This window comes from Chryseotalea sp. (assembly GCF_057350905.1).
On sequence record NZ_JBMRCF010000008.1, the window covers coordinates 907,912 to 922,559 of the forward strand.

Annotated in this window: 13 protein-coding genes; 8 read left to right on the plus strand and 5 right to left on the minus strand. The window is 41.3% G+C overall.

Annotated features, from left to right (window positions below; genetic code table 11):
• Positions 1-18: 18 nt before the first annotated feature.
• A complete protein-coding gene (locus ACO1XM_RS12490) occupies positions 19-789 on the minus strand; it encodes a segregation and condensation protein A (protein WP_486229406.1) in 771 nt (256 codons plus the stop codon).
• A gap of 170 nt (positions 790-959) precedes the next feature.
• On the opposite strand from ACO1XM_RS12490, the gene dxs reads away from it, so the two are divergent.
• The 3 genes from dxs (at position 960) to ACO1XM_RS12505 (ending at position 4,567) form a co-directional block, all read left to right on the plus strand.
• The gene (gene dxs / locus ACO1XM_RS12495) at positions 960-2,888 is read left to right on the plus strand and encodes a 1-deoxy-D-xylulose-5-phosphate synthase (RefSeq protein ID WP_486229408.1); all 1,929 of its coding nucleotides are present in this window, start codon (positions 960-962) and stop codon (positions 2,886-2,888) included.
• 2 nt (positions 2,889-2,890) lie between these two features.
• On the plus strand, positions 2,891-3,655 hold the full coding sequence (locus ACO1XM_RS12500) for an alpha/beta fold hydrolase (RefSeq protein WP_486229410.1): 765 nt from the start codon (positions 2,891-2,893) through the stop codon (positions 3,653-3,655).
• Between the two features lie 165 nt (positions 3,656-3,820).
• Positions 3,821-4,567: a hypothetical protein gene (locus tag ACO1XM_RS12505; RefSeq protein WP_486229412.1), complete on the plus strand. Its 747-nt coding sequence runs from the start codon at positions 3,821-3,823 to the stop codon at positions 4,565-4,567.
• 69 nt (positions 4,568-4,636) lie between these two features.
• On the opposite strand, the gene hpf is transcribed toward ACO1XM_RS12505, so the two are convergent.
• The 4 genes from hpf to ACO1XM_RS12525 all read right to left on the minus strand — a co-directional run bounded on the left by hpf (position 4,637) and on the right by ACO1XM_RS12525 (position 7,439).
• Positions 4,637-4,939 (minus strand): ribosome hibernation-promoting factor, HPF/YfiA family, encoded by a 303-nt coding sequence (gene hpf, locus ACO1XM_RS12510; protein ID WP_486229414.1) that lies wholly within the window; start codon positions 4,937-4,939, stop codon positions 4,637-4,639.
• Between the two features lie 104 nt (positions 4,940-5,043).
• Positions 5,044-5,922: a tyrosine-type recombinase/integrase gene (locus ACO1XM_RS12515; RefSeq protein WP_486229416.1), complete on the minus strand. Its 879-nt coding sequence runs from the start codon at positions 5,920-5,922 to the stop codon at positions 5,044-5,046.
• Positions 5,923-6,020: 98 nt separating this feature from the next.
• On the minus strand, positions 6,021-6,215 hold the full coding sequence (rpsU, locus tag ACO1XM_RS12520; RefSeq protein ID WP_486229418.1) for a 30S ribosomal protein S21: 195 nt from the start codon (positions 6,213-6,215) through the stop codon (positions 6,021-6,023).
• Positions 6,216-6,269: 54 nt separating this feature from the next.
• Positions 6,270-7,439, minus strand: a complete 1,170-nt coding sequence (locus ACO1XM_RS12525) for an acyl-CoA dehydrogenase family protein (RefSeq protein ID WP_486229420.1) — start codon at positions 7,437-7,439, stop codon at positions 6,270-6,272.
• A gap of 138 nt (positions 7,440-7,577) precedes the next feature.
• On the opposite strand from ACO1XM_RS12525, the gene ACO1XM_RS12530 reads away from it, so the two are divergent.
• The 5 genes from ACO1XM_RS12530 (at position 7,578) to infB (ending at position 14,592) form a co-directional block, all read left to right on the plus strand.
• Positions 7,578-8,894, plus strand: a complete 1,317-nt coding sequence (locus ACO1XM_RS12530) for a UDP-glucose dehydrogenase family protein (RefSeq protein ID WP_486229422.1) — start codon at positions 7,578-7,580, stop codon at positions 8,892-8,894.
• Positions 8,884-9,876, plus strand: coding sequence for a UDP-glucuronic acid decarboxylase family protein (locus ACO1XM_RS12535; RefSeq protein WP_486229424.1), 993 nt, complete (start codon positions 8,884-8,886; stop codon positions 9,874-9,876). The genes ACO1XM_RS12530 and ACO1XM_RS12535 overlap by 11 nt, the downstream gene beginning before the upstream one ends.
• Positions 9,877-10,004: 128 nt before the next feature.
• Complete coding sequence (locus tag ACO1XM_RS12540) at positions 10,005-10,475, plus strand: ribosome maturation factor RimP (RefSeq protein WP_486229426.1); 471 nt, start codon at positions 10,005-10,007, stop codon at positions 10,473-10,475.
• An 8-nt stretch (positions 10,476-10,483) separates the two neighbouring features.
• Entirely contained in the window at positions 10,484-11,728 is a 1,245-nt protein-coding gene (gene nusA, locus ACO1XM_RS12545; protein ID WP_486229428.1) for a transcription termination factor NusA, read from the plus strand.
• A gap of 71 nt (positions 11,729-11,799) precedes the next feature.
• Entirely contained in the window at positions 11,800-14,592 is a 2,793-nt protein-coding gene (gene infB / locus ACO1XM_RS12550) for a translation initiation factor IF-2 (RefSeq protein ID WP_486229430.1), read from the plus strand.
• Positions 14,593-14,648 lie beyond the last annotated feature (56 nt).

The following is a 14,648-nucleotide window of genomic DNA, read 5'->3' on the forward strand; positions in this document are numbered from 1 at the left end:
TTTCTTTAATAAGGAAGATTATGACACAGTGCTGGTGTCTTCGTAAGCCTTATCCGTAACCCAGAAATTATTAAAGCCTTCGCCAACCTGTATACCTATTTTACCAGCAGCCAACATCTCAAGAATAGAGAGGAAGTTAAAGATTAGCGCAATGCGCGACTTACTATACTTTTCAATCAGTTCAACAAAAGGTACACGCTGTCGCGCCTTTACTTCATTAAGTATAAATTCTTTTTGCCCGTCCATGGTGTATGGATATTGTATCACCTGGTGAACGGGTTTATTTTTTTCTGCATCAAAACGCTTCAGTACTTTTTCAAAAACGCTCATCAACTTAAATACGTCAACATCTTGCAACTCTGCCTCAACGTTGGTGCTTTCTGCTAAAGCCCTTAATTCTTTAGTAAGGTTACCCCGTCTTTCTTTCATCAGCTCGGTTTCTTCCATCTTTTGGAAATTCTCCATTACTGATTTATATTTTTTGTACTCCATCAGGTGGCGCACCAACTCTTCACGTGGATCGATTTCATTACCCTGCTCATCGATTTGAGGGCGTGGCAACAGCATTTTTGATTTAATGCGCATCAATGTGGCTGCTACCAGAATAAACTCGCTAGCAACCTCAATATTCATTACCTCCAATTGACGTATATAGTCCAGGAAATCATTGGTGATTTTTGAGATAGGAATATCATTGATGTCTAACTCATCTCTTTCAATAAAGAATAACAACAAGTCGAAGGGGCCTTCGAAAAGTGGCAATTTTATCTCAAAATTTTCCTGTGTCATAATGGCCAATTGGGAGGGCAAAATTAAGCACTATTTCCAGCTTTTGCCCTTTGAAGGCAGAGATTCTGGAATTATATACCTTTGTACCCTGATTGTTGCTCAAATATTGAATTTCAGGGTAAAACACTTACTTTCATTATCTGTTTAACATAAATACAAAAAGAGGTAACATGTTAATTACGCCCGGCCCGCTGCTTTCTGGTATTAATTCACCCGATGACGTTAAAAAACTTGATCAAGTGCAACTTGTGCAGTTATGCGAAGAGTTGCGACAATTCATTGTTGATAACGTATCAGTTTATGGCGGCCATTTTGGCGCCAGTTTAGGCGTAGTAGAGCTTACCGTGGCCTTGCATTATGTGTTTAAAACACCCTACGACCAACTGGTTTGGGACGTAGGTCATCAGGCTTATGGACATAAAATCCTGACCGGCCGCAGGGATAACTTCCATTCCAACCGCGTTTACGGTGGTATTTCTGGCTTTCCCAAGCGCAAGGAAAGTGAGTACGATACCTTTGGCGTAGGCCATTCTTCTACTTCAATTTCTGCCGCCCTGGGTATGGCAATGGCCTCTAAATACATGGGTATTGAAGATAAGCAGCACGTAGCCATTATTGGTGATGGCGCTATGACTGGTGGTATGGCCTTCGAAGCCATGAACCACGCTGGTGTATCCGACTCTAATATTTTGATAATCCTGAACGACAATTGCATGTCCATCGACCCCAATGTGGGTGCTTTAAAGGATTATCTGACTGATATCACCACTTCAAAAGTGTACAATAGACTGAAAGATGAGGTATGGAATATGCTTGGCAAGCTTCCAAACCTGGGCAAAAACGCGCAGGAGATAGTGAGCAAAGTAGAAAATGGCATTAAATCAACCTTACTAAGTCAAAGCAACCTTTTTGAATCGCTTAATCTACGCTATTTCGGACCTGTAGATGGTCATGATGTCGATCATCTGGTACACGTTTTAAATGACTTAAAAAATATAAAAGGACCTAAGCTTTTGCATTGTGTTACAGTAAAGGGCAAAGGTTATGGCCCTGCCGAAAAAGGTAATGCTACCACCTGGCACGCACCTGGCACTTTTGATAAGATAACAGGCGAGATTCACAAGAAGACTTATGAAAAGCCGCAGCCACCTAAATACCAGGATGTGTTCGGACATACGCTTGTGGAGTTGGCTAAAGCTGACAATAAGATAATGGGCATTACGCCAGCCATGCCTTCAGGTTCTTCCATGAACATCATGATGAAGGAAATGCCTGACCGGGCTTTTGATGTGGGCATTGCCGAACAGCATGCGGTTACTTTCTCTGCTGGTCTGGCCACACAGGGTCTTATTCCTTTTTGTAACATCTACAGCTCATTTATGCAACGCGCCTTCGACCAGGTAGTGCATGATGTTTGTATTCAGAATTTACCTGTAAACTTTTGTCTCGACAGAGCGGGTTTCGCTGGTGCAGATGGACCCACACATCATGGTGCTTACGACATTGCTTACATGCGCTGCATTCCAAATATGATTATTGCTTCGCCTATGAATGAGGAGGAGTTGCGAAATCTTATGTTTACCGCTGCTAAGCCTAGAAAAGAAAATGCCTTTAGTATACGCTATCCTCGAGGTCAGGGTGTAATGCCTCACTGGCGTTTACCCATGCAGGAATTAGAAATTGGTAAAGGCAGAAAGCTGAGAGATGGTGATGAGTTGGCAATACTTACAATTGGACACATTGGTAATTACGGTGTTGAAGTTTGTGATAAACTGGAAAAGCAAGGCATAAACATTGCGCATTACGATATGCGTTTTGTCAAGCCTTTGGATGAAGCCATGCTGCACGAAATTTTTGGTAAGTACACCAAGGTAATAACAGTAGAGGATGGTTGTGTGCAAGGAGGTTTTGGTAGCGCGATATTAGAATTTATGGCAGCGCATAATTACAAAGCCGAAGTTAAAGTGTTAGGTATACCCGATGCTGTTATTGAGCATGGAGAACAATTAGAGTTGCACAGAGAATGTGGCTTTGATCCGGAGGGCATAGAACGCGCTGTAATTGAGATGTTAGAACCGGCTTCAAAAGTTAGGCTATAAAAATGACCAGGCTGTTTTACAGCGACTCAGGAAGTGGCCGCCCAATAGTACTTTTGCATGGCTTTTTGGAGACAAATGTTATCTGGAAGGAATTTGTTGAAAATCTATCAATAAATTACAGAGTACTGGCATTTGATTTACCCGGTTTTGGACAAAGTACCTTACCTGAAAAAAGTCCTTTTACACTTCAAGATATAGCTGATCAGATAAACAATGTGTTGGCTAAACTAGACCTGAAAGATGCTTTTCTTATAGGGCACTCGTTGGGCGGCTATGTAAGTCTCGCTATGGCGGAGGCACATTCAGAGATTTTTTCTAGCTTTTGCCTCTTTCATTCAACTGCACTGGCCGATTCTGTTGAGAAAAAAGAAGCAAGATCCAAGACAATTGAGTTTGTAAAGAAAAATGGCGCACTGGCTTTTACCAGTAATTTTGTCCCCCCACTTTTCGCTGACCCTAACCATACGGCTGTTAGCGCGGTAAAACAGATGGCTTCTGCCACTACAGAAGAAACGGTTATACACTACCTGGGGGCTATGCGCGACCGGCCCGAACGAATTTCTCTCATAAAAAAATTCCCAAAACCTATATTATTTATTGGAGGAGAGAAAGACAGTGTAATCCCCATAAATACCCTAATCGAGCAGTCAAAACTAAGCACACGAGCTACTATGCATGTTTTACCAGGCGTTGGGCATATGGGTATGGTTGAGTCCCCATTGGTATGTATTGAAATTATAAGGGATTTTTTATCGCATATTGACTAGTTCAGGCCAAGCTTGCATCATTTTTAAGAACTCAGTTGTCAAATATTAAAAAACAGTAGTAAATTGAATTCTGTTTTGTGGCAAATACCACCACATTAGGTAGTAAATTATCGAAGTTTTATATTTGTTTATCAAAAAGAAACCCAAACACCCAACCCTTTAAATATGGATCCACTTTACGATCATTCAGCCCACTATGACCAATGGAACCAGATAGCCATGCAGATTGCTTACGCTTTTTGGGCAGCTACTGCTTTGCTTATTCTTGGATACCTAGTAAGATTAGCTGCCGTAGGAGAGGCTAAAGACAAGTACGATTTTATTAACCGTCATGAGATCCGCATACTTTGGATAGCAGTTATTATAGCGGTTATAGGAGGTTGCTTCCTGGCAAATGCCAATGTTGAGGAATTGAACGCACTATGGATTGTGGTTCGTGTATTCACAACTGTTTCAATGGGTCTTATTGTTGCCCTGATTTTCCAAAACCTGCTTAAATTTTACTACCCTTTCTACATTGAAAAGCGTTTACGTGCCTTGCGTTACAAACCACGCGTTTCTCCTAAAACTGGCAAGGCTATGAAACTGCTAAGCGAAGAAGAAGAGGATGCGTATCTGGATGAAGGTATGATCGCTGAGGAAAATGTATTCTCGGTAGATTATGACGTTTGGAAGGATGAGGAAACAGGCTTTATTAAAATCGAGCGCTATTCTGGTCACTTGCATGCATTACAATGCCCTGAATGTAATTACCAGACTTTCAAAGTGGTAAAAGAAGAAATTATCAAAGCACCTACAGGAACTGAGGAAGGTGAACTTTTAAAGCACTTCCAATGTGGTTATTGCGGATATAAAGGCAAGAAAACTGTGCACTTGAAAGCGGCTACTAAATTGGAGTCAGCAACGGCTTAAGTCTGAAAAACTACTTAAATAAAAAGGGCTTCAATTGAAGCCCTTTTTATTGTAGAACAAAGGAGGAGATCAAGCTCTTCCATTTTTTACTTTCGATTTGAATTTTCTCAACTGATTTCGAAGCGCTTCGGTAGCCATATCGGCTGCCGCTTCAAACGACTTGGCCTTCTCTATGGCAAAAAGATTATCGCCTGGCACATTTAGCTTAATTTCAACCGTTTTGTTTTCTATACCTTCATTATTCAATCGAAGAAATACTTCCCCATCTACCATCCGATCGTAGAACGTTTCCAGCTTTGTTACCTTTTTCTGAATAAAATCAATCAGTTTTCTATCTGCATCAAAGTGGATTGAATGAACTTGTAACTTCATAGTACTTAAATTTTAAGGTTGAACATAATTTGCCTTTGTCTTTTGCCCATAGGCTTGGGTTGATCATGTTAAGCTTTACATACGCATTTGGTTTTAGTTATACATCAGGCTTTCGGATGTGCCTGTTCAAAAGTTTTTTTCAATTTCTCCATGGTGTTGTGAGTATACACCTGGGTTGCAGCCAGGCTGCTATGACCCAGTAAATCCTTTACAGCATTAATTTCAGCACCTTTATTAAGCAAGTGCGTTGCATAGGTGTGCCTTAATACGTGGGGACTTTTTTTCTCTGAGCTCGTGGCGTTCAGGTATTTTTTTACAATGCGTTGTACCATCATGCGGTAAGCAGGTTTGCCATCATCAGTTACTAACAAAAATCCATGTTCGGATTTCTCCAGCATTTTATCGCGTGCTTGCTGATAGTGCTTGATTACTTGAACGAGAGATTCACTAAAAGGGATAACCCTTTCCTTATTTCGCTTACCTAAAACTTTCAGGGTTCTGTTTTTAAAGTTGATGGATTTGTCGCCCAACTGGAGCAACTCTGCCAAACGCATGCCACTACCATTAAAGAGCTCCATGATAAGCTTATCCCTATGCCCTTCAAAAGAATCCTCAAAAACAACCTGATCAAGCAATTGATTCATTTCCTCCTCACGTACAAAAGAAGGGAGTCTTTTCTGGGTTTTGAGAACTTTAATTTTAAGCAGCGGATCTTTAGAGAGTGTGCCTTGTCGCATTAAAAACTTAAAAAAGGCTCTCAATGTAGCAATTTTGCGGTTTACTGACCTGGGTTCATTTTTCTCTTCTACTAATTGTGCAACCCACGAGCGTATCATGCCATAATTGGCCTGGCTAGCATCTTCGGTGTCATAGGCTTGTTGGAGGAAGGCTTTGAATTGCAGCAGATCACTTTTATAAGCAATCAGTGTATGCTTGCTGAGGCGTTTTTCAAATTCAAGATAACGAAGGAAGGAATCTATCATGCGCTGGATCAACTGCTACCAGAGCAATGTAAAAAATAAACCCCCGAAAGGAAATACCTTCCAGGGATTGTGGAAATATTGTTAATAAAAAAGAAAGCTTATTGAGCCTCCTGATTTCTTAAGTTCTGAATGTAAGCAGCCTTGATAATTTGGGTCCTTCTGCGCACAGATGGCTTTTCGAAAGCTGTACGGCTGCGTAATTCACGCAAAACGCCAGTTTTTTCAAACTTCTTCTTAAAACGCTTAAGAGCCTTATCAATTGACTCGTTTTCTTTAATGTTGATAACTAACATGATATTCTTTATTAGGGCTGCAAATATAGGGTTTCTATGATAACTTCTGCAAATTTATTTCAAAACAGCTCGGGAAATCACCAATTTCTGAATTTCTGAGGTTCCTTCGCCAATAGTGCAGAGTTTAGCATCGCGATAATACTTTTCTGCGGGGAAGTCTTTGGTATACCCATAACCACCAAAGATCTGCACGCCTTCATTGGCTACCTCAACGGCAATTTCTGAAGCATAAAGCTTTGCCATAGCAGATTCCTTATTCACATTGAAACCCTTGTTCTTCATATCAGCCGCACGATAGGTTAATAATTTGGCCGCTTCAATTTTGGTGGCCATATCGGCCAATTTAAAGGCAATACCCTGAAATTTAGAGATGGCCTGATTAAACTGATGTCTTTCCTGTGAATATTTTAAGGCGGCATCGAAAGCACCCATGGCAATACCTAGACTTAATGAAGCTATTGAAATACGCCCGCCATCCAGTACTTTCATGGCCTGGATAAAGCCTTCACCCTCCTTGCCAAGCATTTGTGATTTATGTATACGACAATCCTGAAAAATGAGTTCGGCTGTTTCAGAAGCGCGCATGCCCAATTTATTTTCCTTTTTACCAGATGTAAAACCAGGAGTACCCTTTTCAATAACAAAAGCAGTCATGCCGTGGGAGTCACCTACGTTGCCGGTTCTTACAATTACCACGGCAACGTTCCCAGACTTACCATGGGTAATAAAATTCTTAGCGCCATTAATCACGTAATGATCACCGTCTTTTACCGCAACAGTTCTCATGTTGCCGGCATCAGAGCCTGTGTTAGGTTCGGTTAAACCCCAGGCGCCAATCCATTCACCAGAAGCTAACTTGGGTAAATATTGTTGCTTTTGAGCCTCATTTCCAAAGCTTAGTATATGGCCTGTGCACAATGAATTGTGTGCAGCCATTGATAATCCTATTGAACCATCTATTTTAGAAAGCTCTACAATAGCTGTCACATACTCTAAATATCCAAAGCCCGATCCGCCATACTCCTGAGGAACCAAAACCCCCATAAGCCCAAGTTCTCCGAGCTTATTAAAAAGCTTTACAGGGAATTCTTGTGACTCGTCCCACTCCATCATCTTTGGTCTAATTTCCTTAGCACCAAAATCACGAATCATTTGAGCGATCATCCGCTGATTTTCAGTCTCTTCAAAGCTTATTGTCTTTTCTTTTTCAACAAGTGTTTCCATGGTCTTTAATAAAATAGACGCCAAAGGTAGGGATAAAGTCTTGTTTAGCAAACGAATGTTAGTTTGGTTGTTAGTAATGATACAAATCACGGAAATTCTATGTCTTATTGAGTAATTTCACGCCTCAAATTGGATCAAATGAAGATAGCGGTAATAGGAACAGGGTATGTTGGGTTGGTTACAGGCACCTGTTTTGCAGAAACGGGTAATACAGTGACCTGCGTTGACATAGACAAGGCTAAAGTTGATAAACTTAAAGCCGGAAAAATCACGATTTACGAGCCGGGTTTAGAGCAGCTTTTTGAAAGGAACATTAAGCAGGAAAGGCTTTATTTCACCACAGATTTGAAGGAAGGTATTAAAGATGCCCAGATAATTTTTTTGGCATTGCCCACGCCTCCAGGTGAAGATGGTTCCGCTGATTTAAAGTACATATTGAAAGTTGCGGATGATTTAGGGCCTCTTTTACAATCTTATACTGTAATTGTAGATAAGAGTACCGTTCCGGTAGGCACAGCTGATAAAGTCAGAGACCGTATTGCGGCCAATGCAAAGGTTGAGTTCAGTGTGGTATCAAACCCCGAATTTTTGCGTGAAGGTGTGGCTGTGGAAGATTTTATGAAGCCAGACCGTGTGGTTATTGGAACAAACTCAGACAAGGCAAAAAAAGTAATGGAGCAGTTGTACGCGCCTTTTGTAAGGCAAGGCAATCCCATTATATTTATGGATGAACGTTCTGCAGAGCTTACTAAATATGCAGCGAACTCCTTCCTGGCAACAAAAATTACTTTCATGAATGAAGTTGCCAACCTGTGTGAACTGTTAGGTGCAGATGTAGATGCAGTAAGAAAGGGTATTGGCACGGATAGCAGAATTGGAAAACGTTTCTTATTTCCAGGAATTGGATATGGCGGAAGCTGCTTTCCAAAAGATGTGCAGGCCTTGGCTAAATCGTCTAAAGATGCCTCTTACGATTTTAAAATATTGAATGCTGTGATGGGTGTTAATGCATCACAAAAAACTAAACTGATAGCCGCCATCAAACACTATTTCAATAACTCTTTAAAGGGGAAAACAATTGCCGTGTGGGGATTAGCTTTTAAACCACATACAGATGATATAAGGGAGGCTCCTGCTTTGGAGAACATAGAGGCACTTTTAAATGAGGGTGCTATTGTAAAGGTAAGTGATCCGGAAGCAATGGAGAATGTGAAAGCTATTTTTGGCAATAAGATACAGTTCTGCGATAATCCTTATGATGCCACCAAAGATGCAGATGCACTCTTTATTGCAACAGAATGGCCGGAGTTCCGAACGCCAGATTTTGAAAGATTGTCAACGCTACTTAAACATAAAGCCATTTTTGACGGGAGAAATCTTTACGACTTACAACAAATGCGAGAATTAGCTTATACATATTACAGCATAGGAAGAGAAACAATCAATGGCAAATAAAAAAAGAGTACTCATCACTGGCGGTGCTGGTTTTCTGGGATCGCATTTGTGCGAAAGATTTATTAAGGAAGGCATGCATGTTATTGCTATGGATAACCTGATCACGGGCGACCTGCGAAACATAGAGCATTTGTTTAAGCATCCGGATTTCGAATTCTATCATCACGATGTTTCAAACTTTGTGCATGTTCCTGGAAAGCTGGACTTCATTCTTCATTTTGCTTCACCGGCAAGCCCGATTGACTACCTGAAAATTCCAATTCAAACACTGAAGGTGGGCTCTCTGGGTATACACAACTTGTTAGGGCTAGCCCGCGATAAAAAATCCAGGATACTTATTGCATCAACCTCAGAGGTGTACGGTGATCCCTTAGTACATCCGCAGACTGAAGAATACTACGGCAATGTAAACCCTATAGGTCCACGTGGTGTTTACGATGAAGCCAAGCGTTTTCAGGAGGCCATGACAATGGCTTATCATACTTATCATAGTGTTGACACACGCATACTCAGGATATTTAACACCTATGGTCCTCGTATGCGACTGAATGATGGTCGTGTATTGCCTGCATTTATAGGGCAAGCATTGAGAGGTGAAGACCTTACTGTTTTTGGCGATGGTTCTCAAACCAGGTCTTTCTGTTATGTAGATGATCAGGTAGAAGGCATTTACCGTTTACTTATGTCTGACTATCATTTGCCAGTTAACATTGGTAATCCTGATGAAATTACCATTCTTCAGTTTGCTGAGGAAATCATTAAACTTACAGGTACAGATCAGAAAATCATTTTTAAAGAACTACCTAAAGATGACCCGAAACAGCGCCAACCAGACATAACACGTGCTAAAAGTATATTGGGCTGGACACCTAAAGTTTCGCGTGCCGAAGGGTTGAAAATTACCTACGAATATTTTAAATCATTGCCTACAGAAGTTTTATACCAACGAGAGCACAAGGATTTCGATAAATACATCCGGTAATCCTCAGTCAGGTTAAACTTTAAATAAGCAATATTTTGCCAAAAGCAAAAAAAGAGCTACATTTGCACCACTTTCTATGAAATTGTCAGGAGGGGACCCTAAAGTCCCCTCTTTGATTTTCAACTTTTATGGATCAGGCAGACAACATACGACAACTTGCGGAAGGCTTACTAGGCAACGATAGTTTATTTATCGTGGAGGTTAGTGCCGTTATGAAGCGTAAGCCAGGAAAAATACTGGTTGTGCTGGATGGTGATGGAGGGGTGTCAATTGAAGATTGCGCAAACCTCAGCAGAAAGCTTTCTGAAAGCCTGGATGCGATGCCCGAAGTGGATGAAAACTATTTACTCGAGGTAACTACTCCGGGACTGGATCAACCACTGAAGCTACACAGACAATACAAGAAAAATATTGGCCGTGTACTCAAGGTTAAGATGAAAGAAGAAAGTAAACCTGCCGAAGGCACACTAACGGCAGTAACAGACAGCACTATTACCCTTTCGCAAAAAAGTGGTAAAGGCAAAAAGGCAGAAGAGAAGGATTTAACCATTCCTTTTGAAACAATAGATAAAGCATTTGTGACAGTTTCCTTTAAATAAAAACAGCAATGGACGCGCATGAATTAATTTCATCATTTGCAGAATTCGCGAAGCAGAAAAACATCGATAGACCTACGATGATTCGCATTTTGGAAGATGTATTCCGTAACATGATTCGCAAGAAATTTGTGGAGGATAGCAACTTCGATATTATTATCAATGCCGATAAAGGCGACTTGGAAATTTATCGTGTACGCGAGATAGTTGACGATAACTCAGAAGATATTTGGGATCACGACAAAATCAGCCTGACAGAAGCACGCAAAATTGAGCCTGATTTTGAAGTAGGGGAAGAGGTGTCAGAGCAAATGTATATTGAGGATTTTGGAAGAAGAGCTGTTACCACGGCTCGTCAAACCTTAATTCAAAAGGTAAAGGATCTTGAAAAGGACATCTTATTTCAAAAGTATAAAGATCTGGTAGGTGAAATTATTGCCGGGGAGGTATACCAGGTCTTAAGTCGCGAGGTTTTGTTAATTGATGCAGAGGGTAACGAAATTGCCATTCCGCGCAGTGAACAAATTCACAAAGACCGTTACCGTAAAGGTGAAAATGTGCGCGCAATTGTACACAAGGTTGAGATGGTAAACGGCAATCCAAAAATCATTTTGTCAAGAACATCACCTGTTTTTATAGAGCGCTTATTTGAACAAGAGGTACCTGAAGTATATGATGGCCTCATCACTATTAAGAAGGCAGTTCGTGAGCCTGGTGAGCGTGCTAAAGTTGCGGTAGAATCCTACGATGATCGCATCGATCCGGTGGGTGCTTGCGTGGGTATGAAAGGTTCACGAATTCATTCGATTGTGCGTGAATTGCAGAACGAAAACATTGATGTTATTAATTACACTGAAAACCTGGAACTTTACGTGCAAAGAGCGCTAAGCCCTGCAAAAATAACCAGTATAAAGGTGGATAAGGAAAATGGTCGCATTTCAGTATTCCTGAAGCCTGATCAGGTTTCGTTGGCCATTGGTAAGGGTGGCTTAAATATTAAACTGGCTAGCCGTTTGGTTGGCTATGAGATAGATGTATTCAGAGATGTTGAAGAGGGTGTGGTAGATGAAGACGTGGATCTTGTTGAATTCTCTGATGAAATTGAAAGCTGGATTATCGATGAATTAAAACGCATTGGATTAGATACAGCAAAAAGTGTATTAGCCCTGTCTAAAGAAGAGCTGGTACGCAGAACGGATCTAGAAGAAGAAACTGTTGAACAGGTTCTTGGAGTATTGAAGAAAGAATTCGAATAGATTTTCAGATAATCCATCGATTTTTAACAAAAACAAAACCGCTTTAAGCGAAAAAAGAGCAAACTTACAGTATGGCAGAAGATAAGATGATAAGGGCGAGCCAGGCAGCGCGAAAACTCAATGTGGGATTACACACCATTATAGAGTTTTTAGCGAAAAAAGGGCACGTGGTTGAAAACAACCCCAACGCTAAACTTACTCCTGAGCAATATGCATTGCTTTCAAAAGAGTATGCATCGTCTGCCACTGAAAAACTCGAAGCATCTAATTTGCAAATTGGTGTTAAGCATATTGAGAATGTAGTAATCGAGCCTGAGAAAGAAGTTCATAAAAAGAAGACAGAAGAAGAAGAAAGTATTCTGATAAAGAATATCGGTGCTAAAGAAGTTAAGGTCAAAGAAGAGCCTAAACCACAACAACCTACTACCACTAAAGTGGAGGCCGAAAAGCCGAAATTAGAAGGGCTGAAGGTGGTTGATAAAATTGACCTGGAATCCAAACCTAAGGCTAAGAAAGAAGAGCCGGTTAAGAAGGAGAAGGCGGCAGAGCCAACACCCGTTGTGGCTGAGGTTAAGCCTAAAGTTGAACCAACACCCGAGCCACCAGTTGTTGAAAAACCAAAAGAAGTAAAAGAAGTTAAAGTACCGGAAGTTCCTAAAGAGGTAGTTGCTGAAAAAGCACCAGAAGAAAAACCGCAGGAGGTTATTAAAGCTACCGCTGAAAAATTGCAAGGCTTGAATGTATTGGGTAAAATCCAACTACCCACTGAAAAGAAAAAAGACCCTGTTGCTTCATCTGACGTACGAGATGATAAGCATAAGCGTCCGCGTAAAAGAATTGCTAACGCACCTCCGAATCAGCAAGGACAAGGTGGTGGTAATAGACCTCAACAGTTTCAGCGCGGTGGTGGTAATAATCGCCCCCAACAGCAACAAGCACCACGCACACCAAAAGCTGAACCTACTGAGCAGGAAATTCAGGAAAAAATTAAGGCTACCCTTGCAAAACTTAGTGGTGGTACAAAAAAAGCGACAGGTGCTAAGTACAGGAAAGAAAAACGTCAGGCCTTTACAGATGCAGCTGAACAGCGCGCTATAGAAGAACAAAAGGAATCCAAAATCTTAAAAGTTACAGAATTTATCTCTGCTAACGATTTGGCTTCCATGATGGATGTTTCTGTTAACGATGTTATCTCAACCTGTTTAGGCTTGGGTATGTTCGTTTCTATTAACCAACGCCTGGATGCAGAAGCCATTACCGTAATTGCTGATGAGTTTGGTTACGAAATTCAGTTTATTTCAACTGAAGATGAAACAACGGTTGAAACATCCAACGATGCGGAGGAAGATTTACAAGACAGAGCACCGATTGTAACCATCATGGGTCACGTTGACCACGGTAAAACATCATTGCTTGACTACATTCGTAAAACAAAAGTTACTGCATCGGAAGCGGGTGGTATTACACAGCACATTGGTGCGTATGATGTAATAACGAAGAAAGGTAATAAGATTGCCTTCTTGGATACGCCTGGTCACGAAGCCTTTACTGCGATGCGTGCTCGTGGTGCTAAACTTACGGACATTGCCATTATTGTGGTTGCGGCTGATGATGACGTGATGCCACAAACTAAAGAGGCAATCAATCACGCACAAGTTGCCGGTGTACCTATTGTTATTGCTATTAATAAAATTGATAAGCCCACGGCAAATCCGGATAAGGTTCGTGAGTCCCTCTCTAAGAATAATATTCTTGTGGAAGAGTGGGGTGGTAAATACCAGTGTCAGGAAGTATCTGCGAAGAGCGGACAAGGCATTGAAGATCTTTTAGAGAAAGTTTTACTGGAAGCAGAAATATTAAACCTGAAAGCAAACCCCGATAAGCCAGCTGTTGGTTCTGTGGTTGAAGCTTCATTGGATAAAGGTCGTGGCTACGTAGCAACCATCATGGTGCAGGCTGGTACTTTAAAGGTTGGTGATATCATGGTTGCTGGTGCAAACTACGGTCGTGTAAAAGCGATGTTTGACGATACCGGTAAAAAAGTAAAAGAAGCAGGTCCCTCTACTCCTGTAGTTGTACTTGGTTTGGATGGCGCACCACAAGCGGGTGAGAAATTCCAGATCATGGAAACAGACCGTGAGGCGCGTGAATTGGCAGGTAAACGTTCGCAGCTACAGCGCGAGCAAAGCATACGTACTCGCAAACATATTACACTGGATGAAATTGGCAGACGCTTGGCTATCGGTTCATTCAAGCAATTAAATGTGATTGTGAAGGGTGACGTGGACGGTTCAGTAGAAGCCTTGTCAGATTCATTATTGAAACTGTCTACCGCAGAAGTTCAAGTAGCCATCATTCACCGTGGCGTTGGTCAGATTTCAGAATCTGATGTATTGTTAGCCTCGGCTTCTGATGCCATTATCATAGGCTTCCAGGTGCGTCCTTCTGGTTCGGCTAAACGTTTAGCGGAGAATGAAGAGATTGAAATACGCATGTACTCAATCATCTACGATGCGATTAATGAAGTGAAGGCTGCGATGGAAGGTATGTTGGCACCGCAGGAGGAAGAAGTGATTGTGGGGAATGCAGAAGTGCGTGAGGTATTTAAGATATCTAAAGTGGGAACCATTGCAGGTTGTATGGTTACAGACGGCTCTATCAAACGTAGTAACCCGATCAGACTAATCCGTGATGGTATAGTTACCTATGCGGGTAAGCTAAGCTCACTGAAGCGTATGAAAGATGATGCAAGTGAAGTTCGCACAGGCTTTGATTGCGGTATTCGTATCGATGGCTTCGATGATATACTTGTGGGTGATGTAATTGAAAGCTACGAAATGAGAGAAGTGAAGAGAACTTTATAATCTCAGTTTTTATAAAAGTAAAAGCCTTTCTGATTTTTGAGAAAGGCTTTTTTTAT

Excerpts from the sequence above, each read along its gene's own strand:
- ACO1XM_RS12490 (WP_486229406.1), bottom strand. The coding sequence starts at position 789 with ATGACACAGGAAAATTTTGAGATAAAATTGCCACTTTTCGAAGGCCCC.
- dxs (WP_486229408.1), top strand. The coding sequence starts at position 960 with ATGTTAATTACGCCCGGCCCGCTGCTTTCTGGTATTAATTCACCCGAT.
- ACO1XM_RS12500 (WP_486229410.1), top strand. The coding sequence starts at position 2,891 with ATGACCAGGCTGTTTTACAGCGACTCAGGAAGTGGCCGCCCAATAGTA.
- ACO1XM_RS12505 (WP_486229412.1), top strand. The coding sequence starts at position 3,821 with ATGGATCCACTTTACGATCATTCAGCCCACTATGACCAATGGAACCAG.
- hpf (WP_486229414.1), bottom strand. The coding sequence starts at position 4,939 with ATGAAGTTACAAGTTCATTCAATCCACTTTGATGCAGATAGAAAACTG.
- ACO1XM_RS12515 (WP_486229416.1), bottom strand. The coding sequence starts at position 5,922 with ATGATAGATTCCTTCCTTCGTTATCTTGAATTTGAAAAACGCCTCAGC.
- rpsU (WP_486229418.1), bottom strand. The coding sequence starts at position 6,215 with ATGTTAGTTATCAACATTAAAGAAAACGAGTCAATTGATAAGGCTCTT.
- ACO1XM_RS12525 (WP_486229420.1), bottom strand. The coding sequence starts at position 7,439 with ATGGAAACACTTGTTGAAAAAGAAAAGACAATAAGCTTTGAAGAGACT.
- ACO1XM_RS12530 (WP_486229422.1), top strand. The coding sequence starts at position 7,578 with ATGAAGATAGCGGTAATAGGAACAGGGTATGTTGGGTTGGTTACAGGC.
- ACO1XM_RS12535 (WP_486229424.1), top strand. The coding sequence starts at position 8,884 with ATGGCAAATAAAAAAAGAGTACTCATCACTGGCGGTGCTGGTTTTCTG.
- ACO1XM_RS12540 (WP_486229426.1), top strand. The coding sequence starts at position 10,005 with ATGGATCAGGCAGACAACATACGACAACTTGCGGAAGGCTTACTAGGC.
- nusA (WP_486229428.1), top strand. The coding sequence starts at position 10,484 with ATGGACGCGCATGAATTAATTTCATCATTTGCAGAATTCGCGAAGCAG.
- infB (WP_486229430.1), top strand. The coding sequence starts at position 11,800 with ATGGCAGAAGATAAGATGATAAGGGCGAGCCAGGCAGCGCGAAAACTC.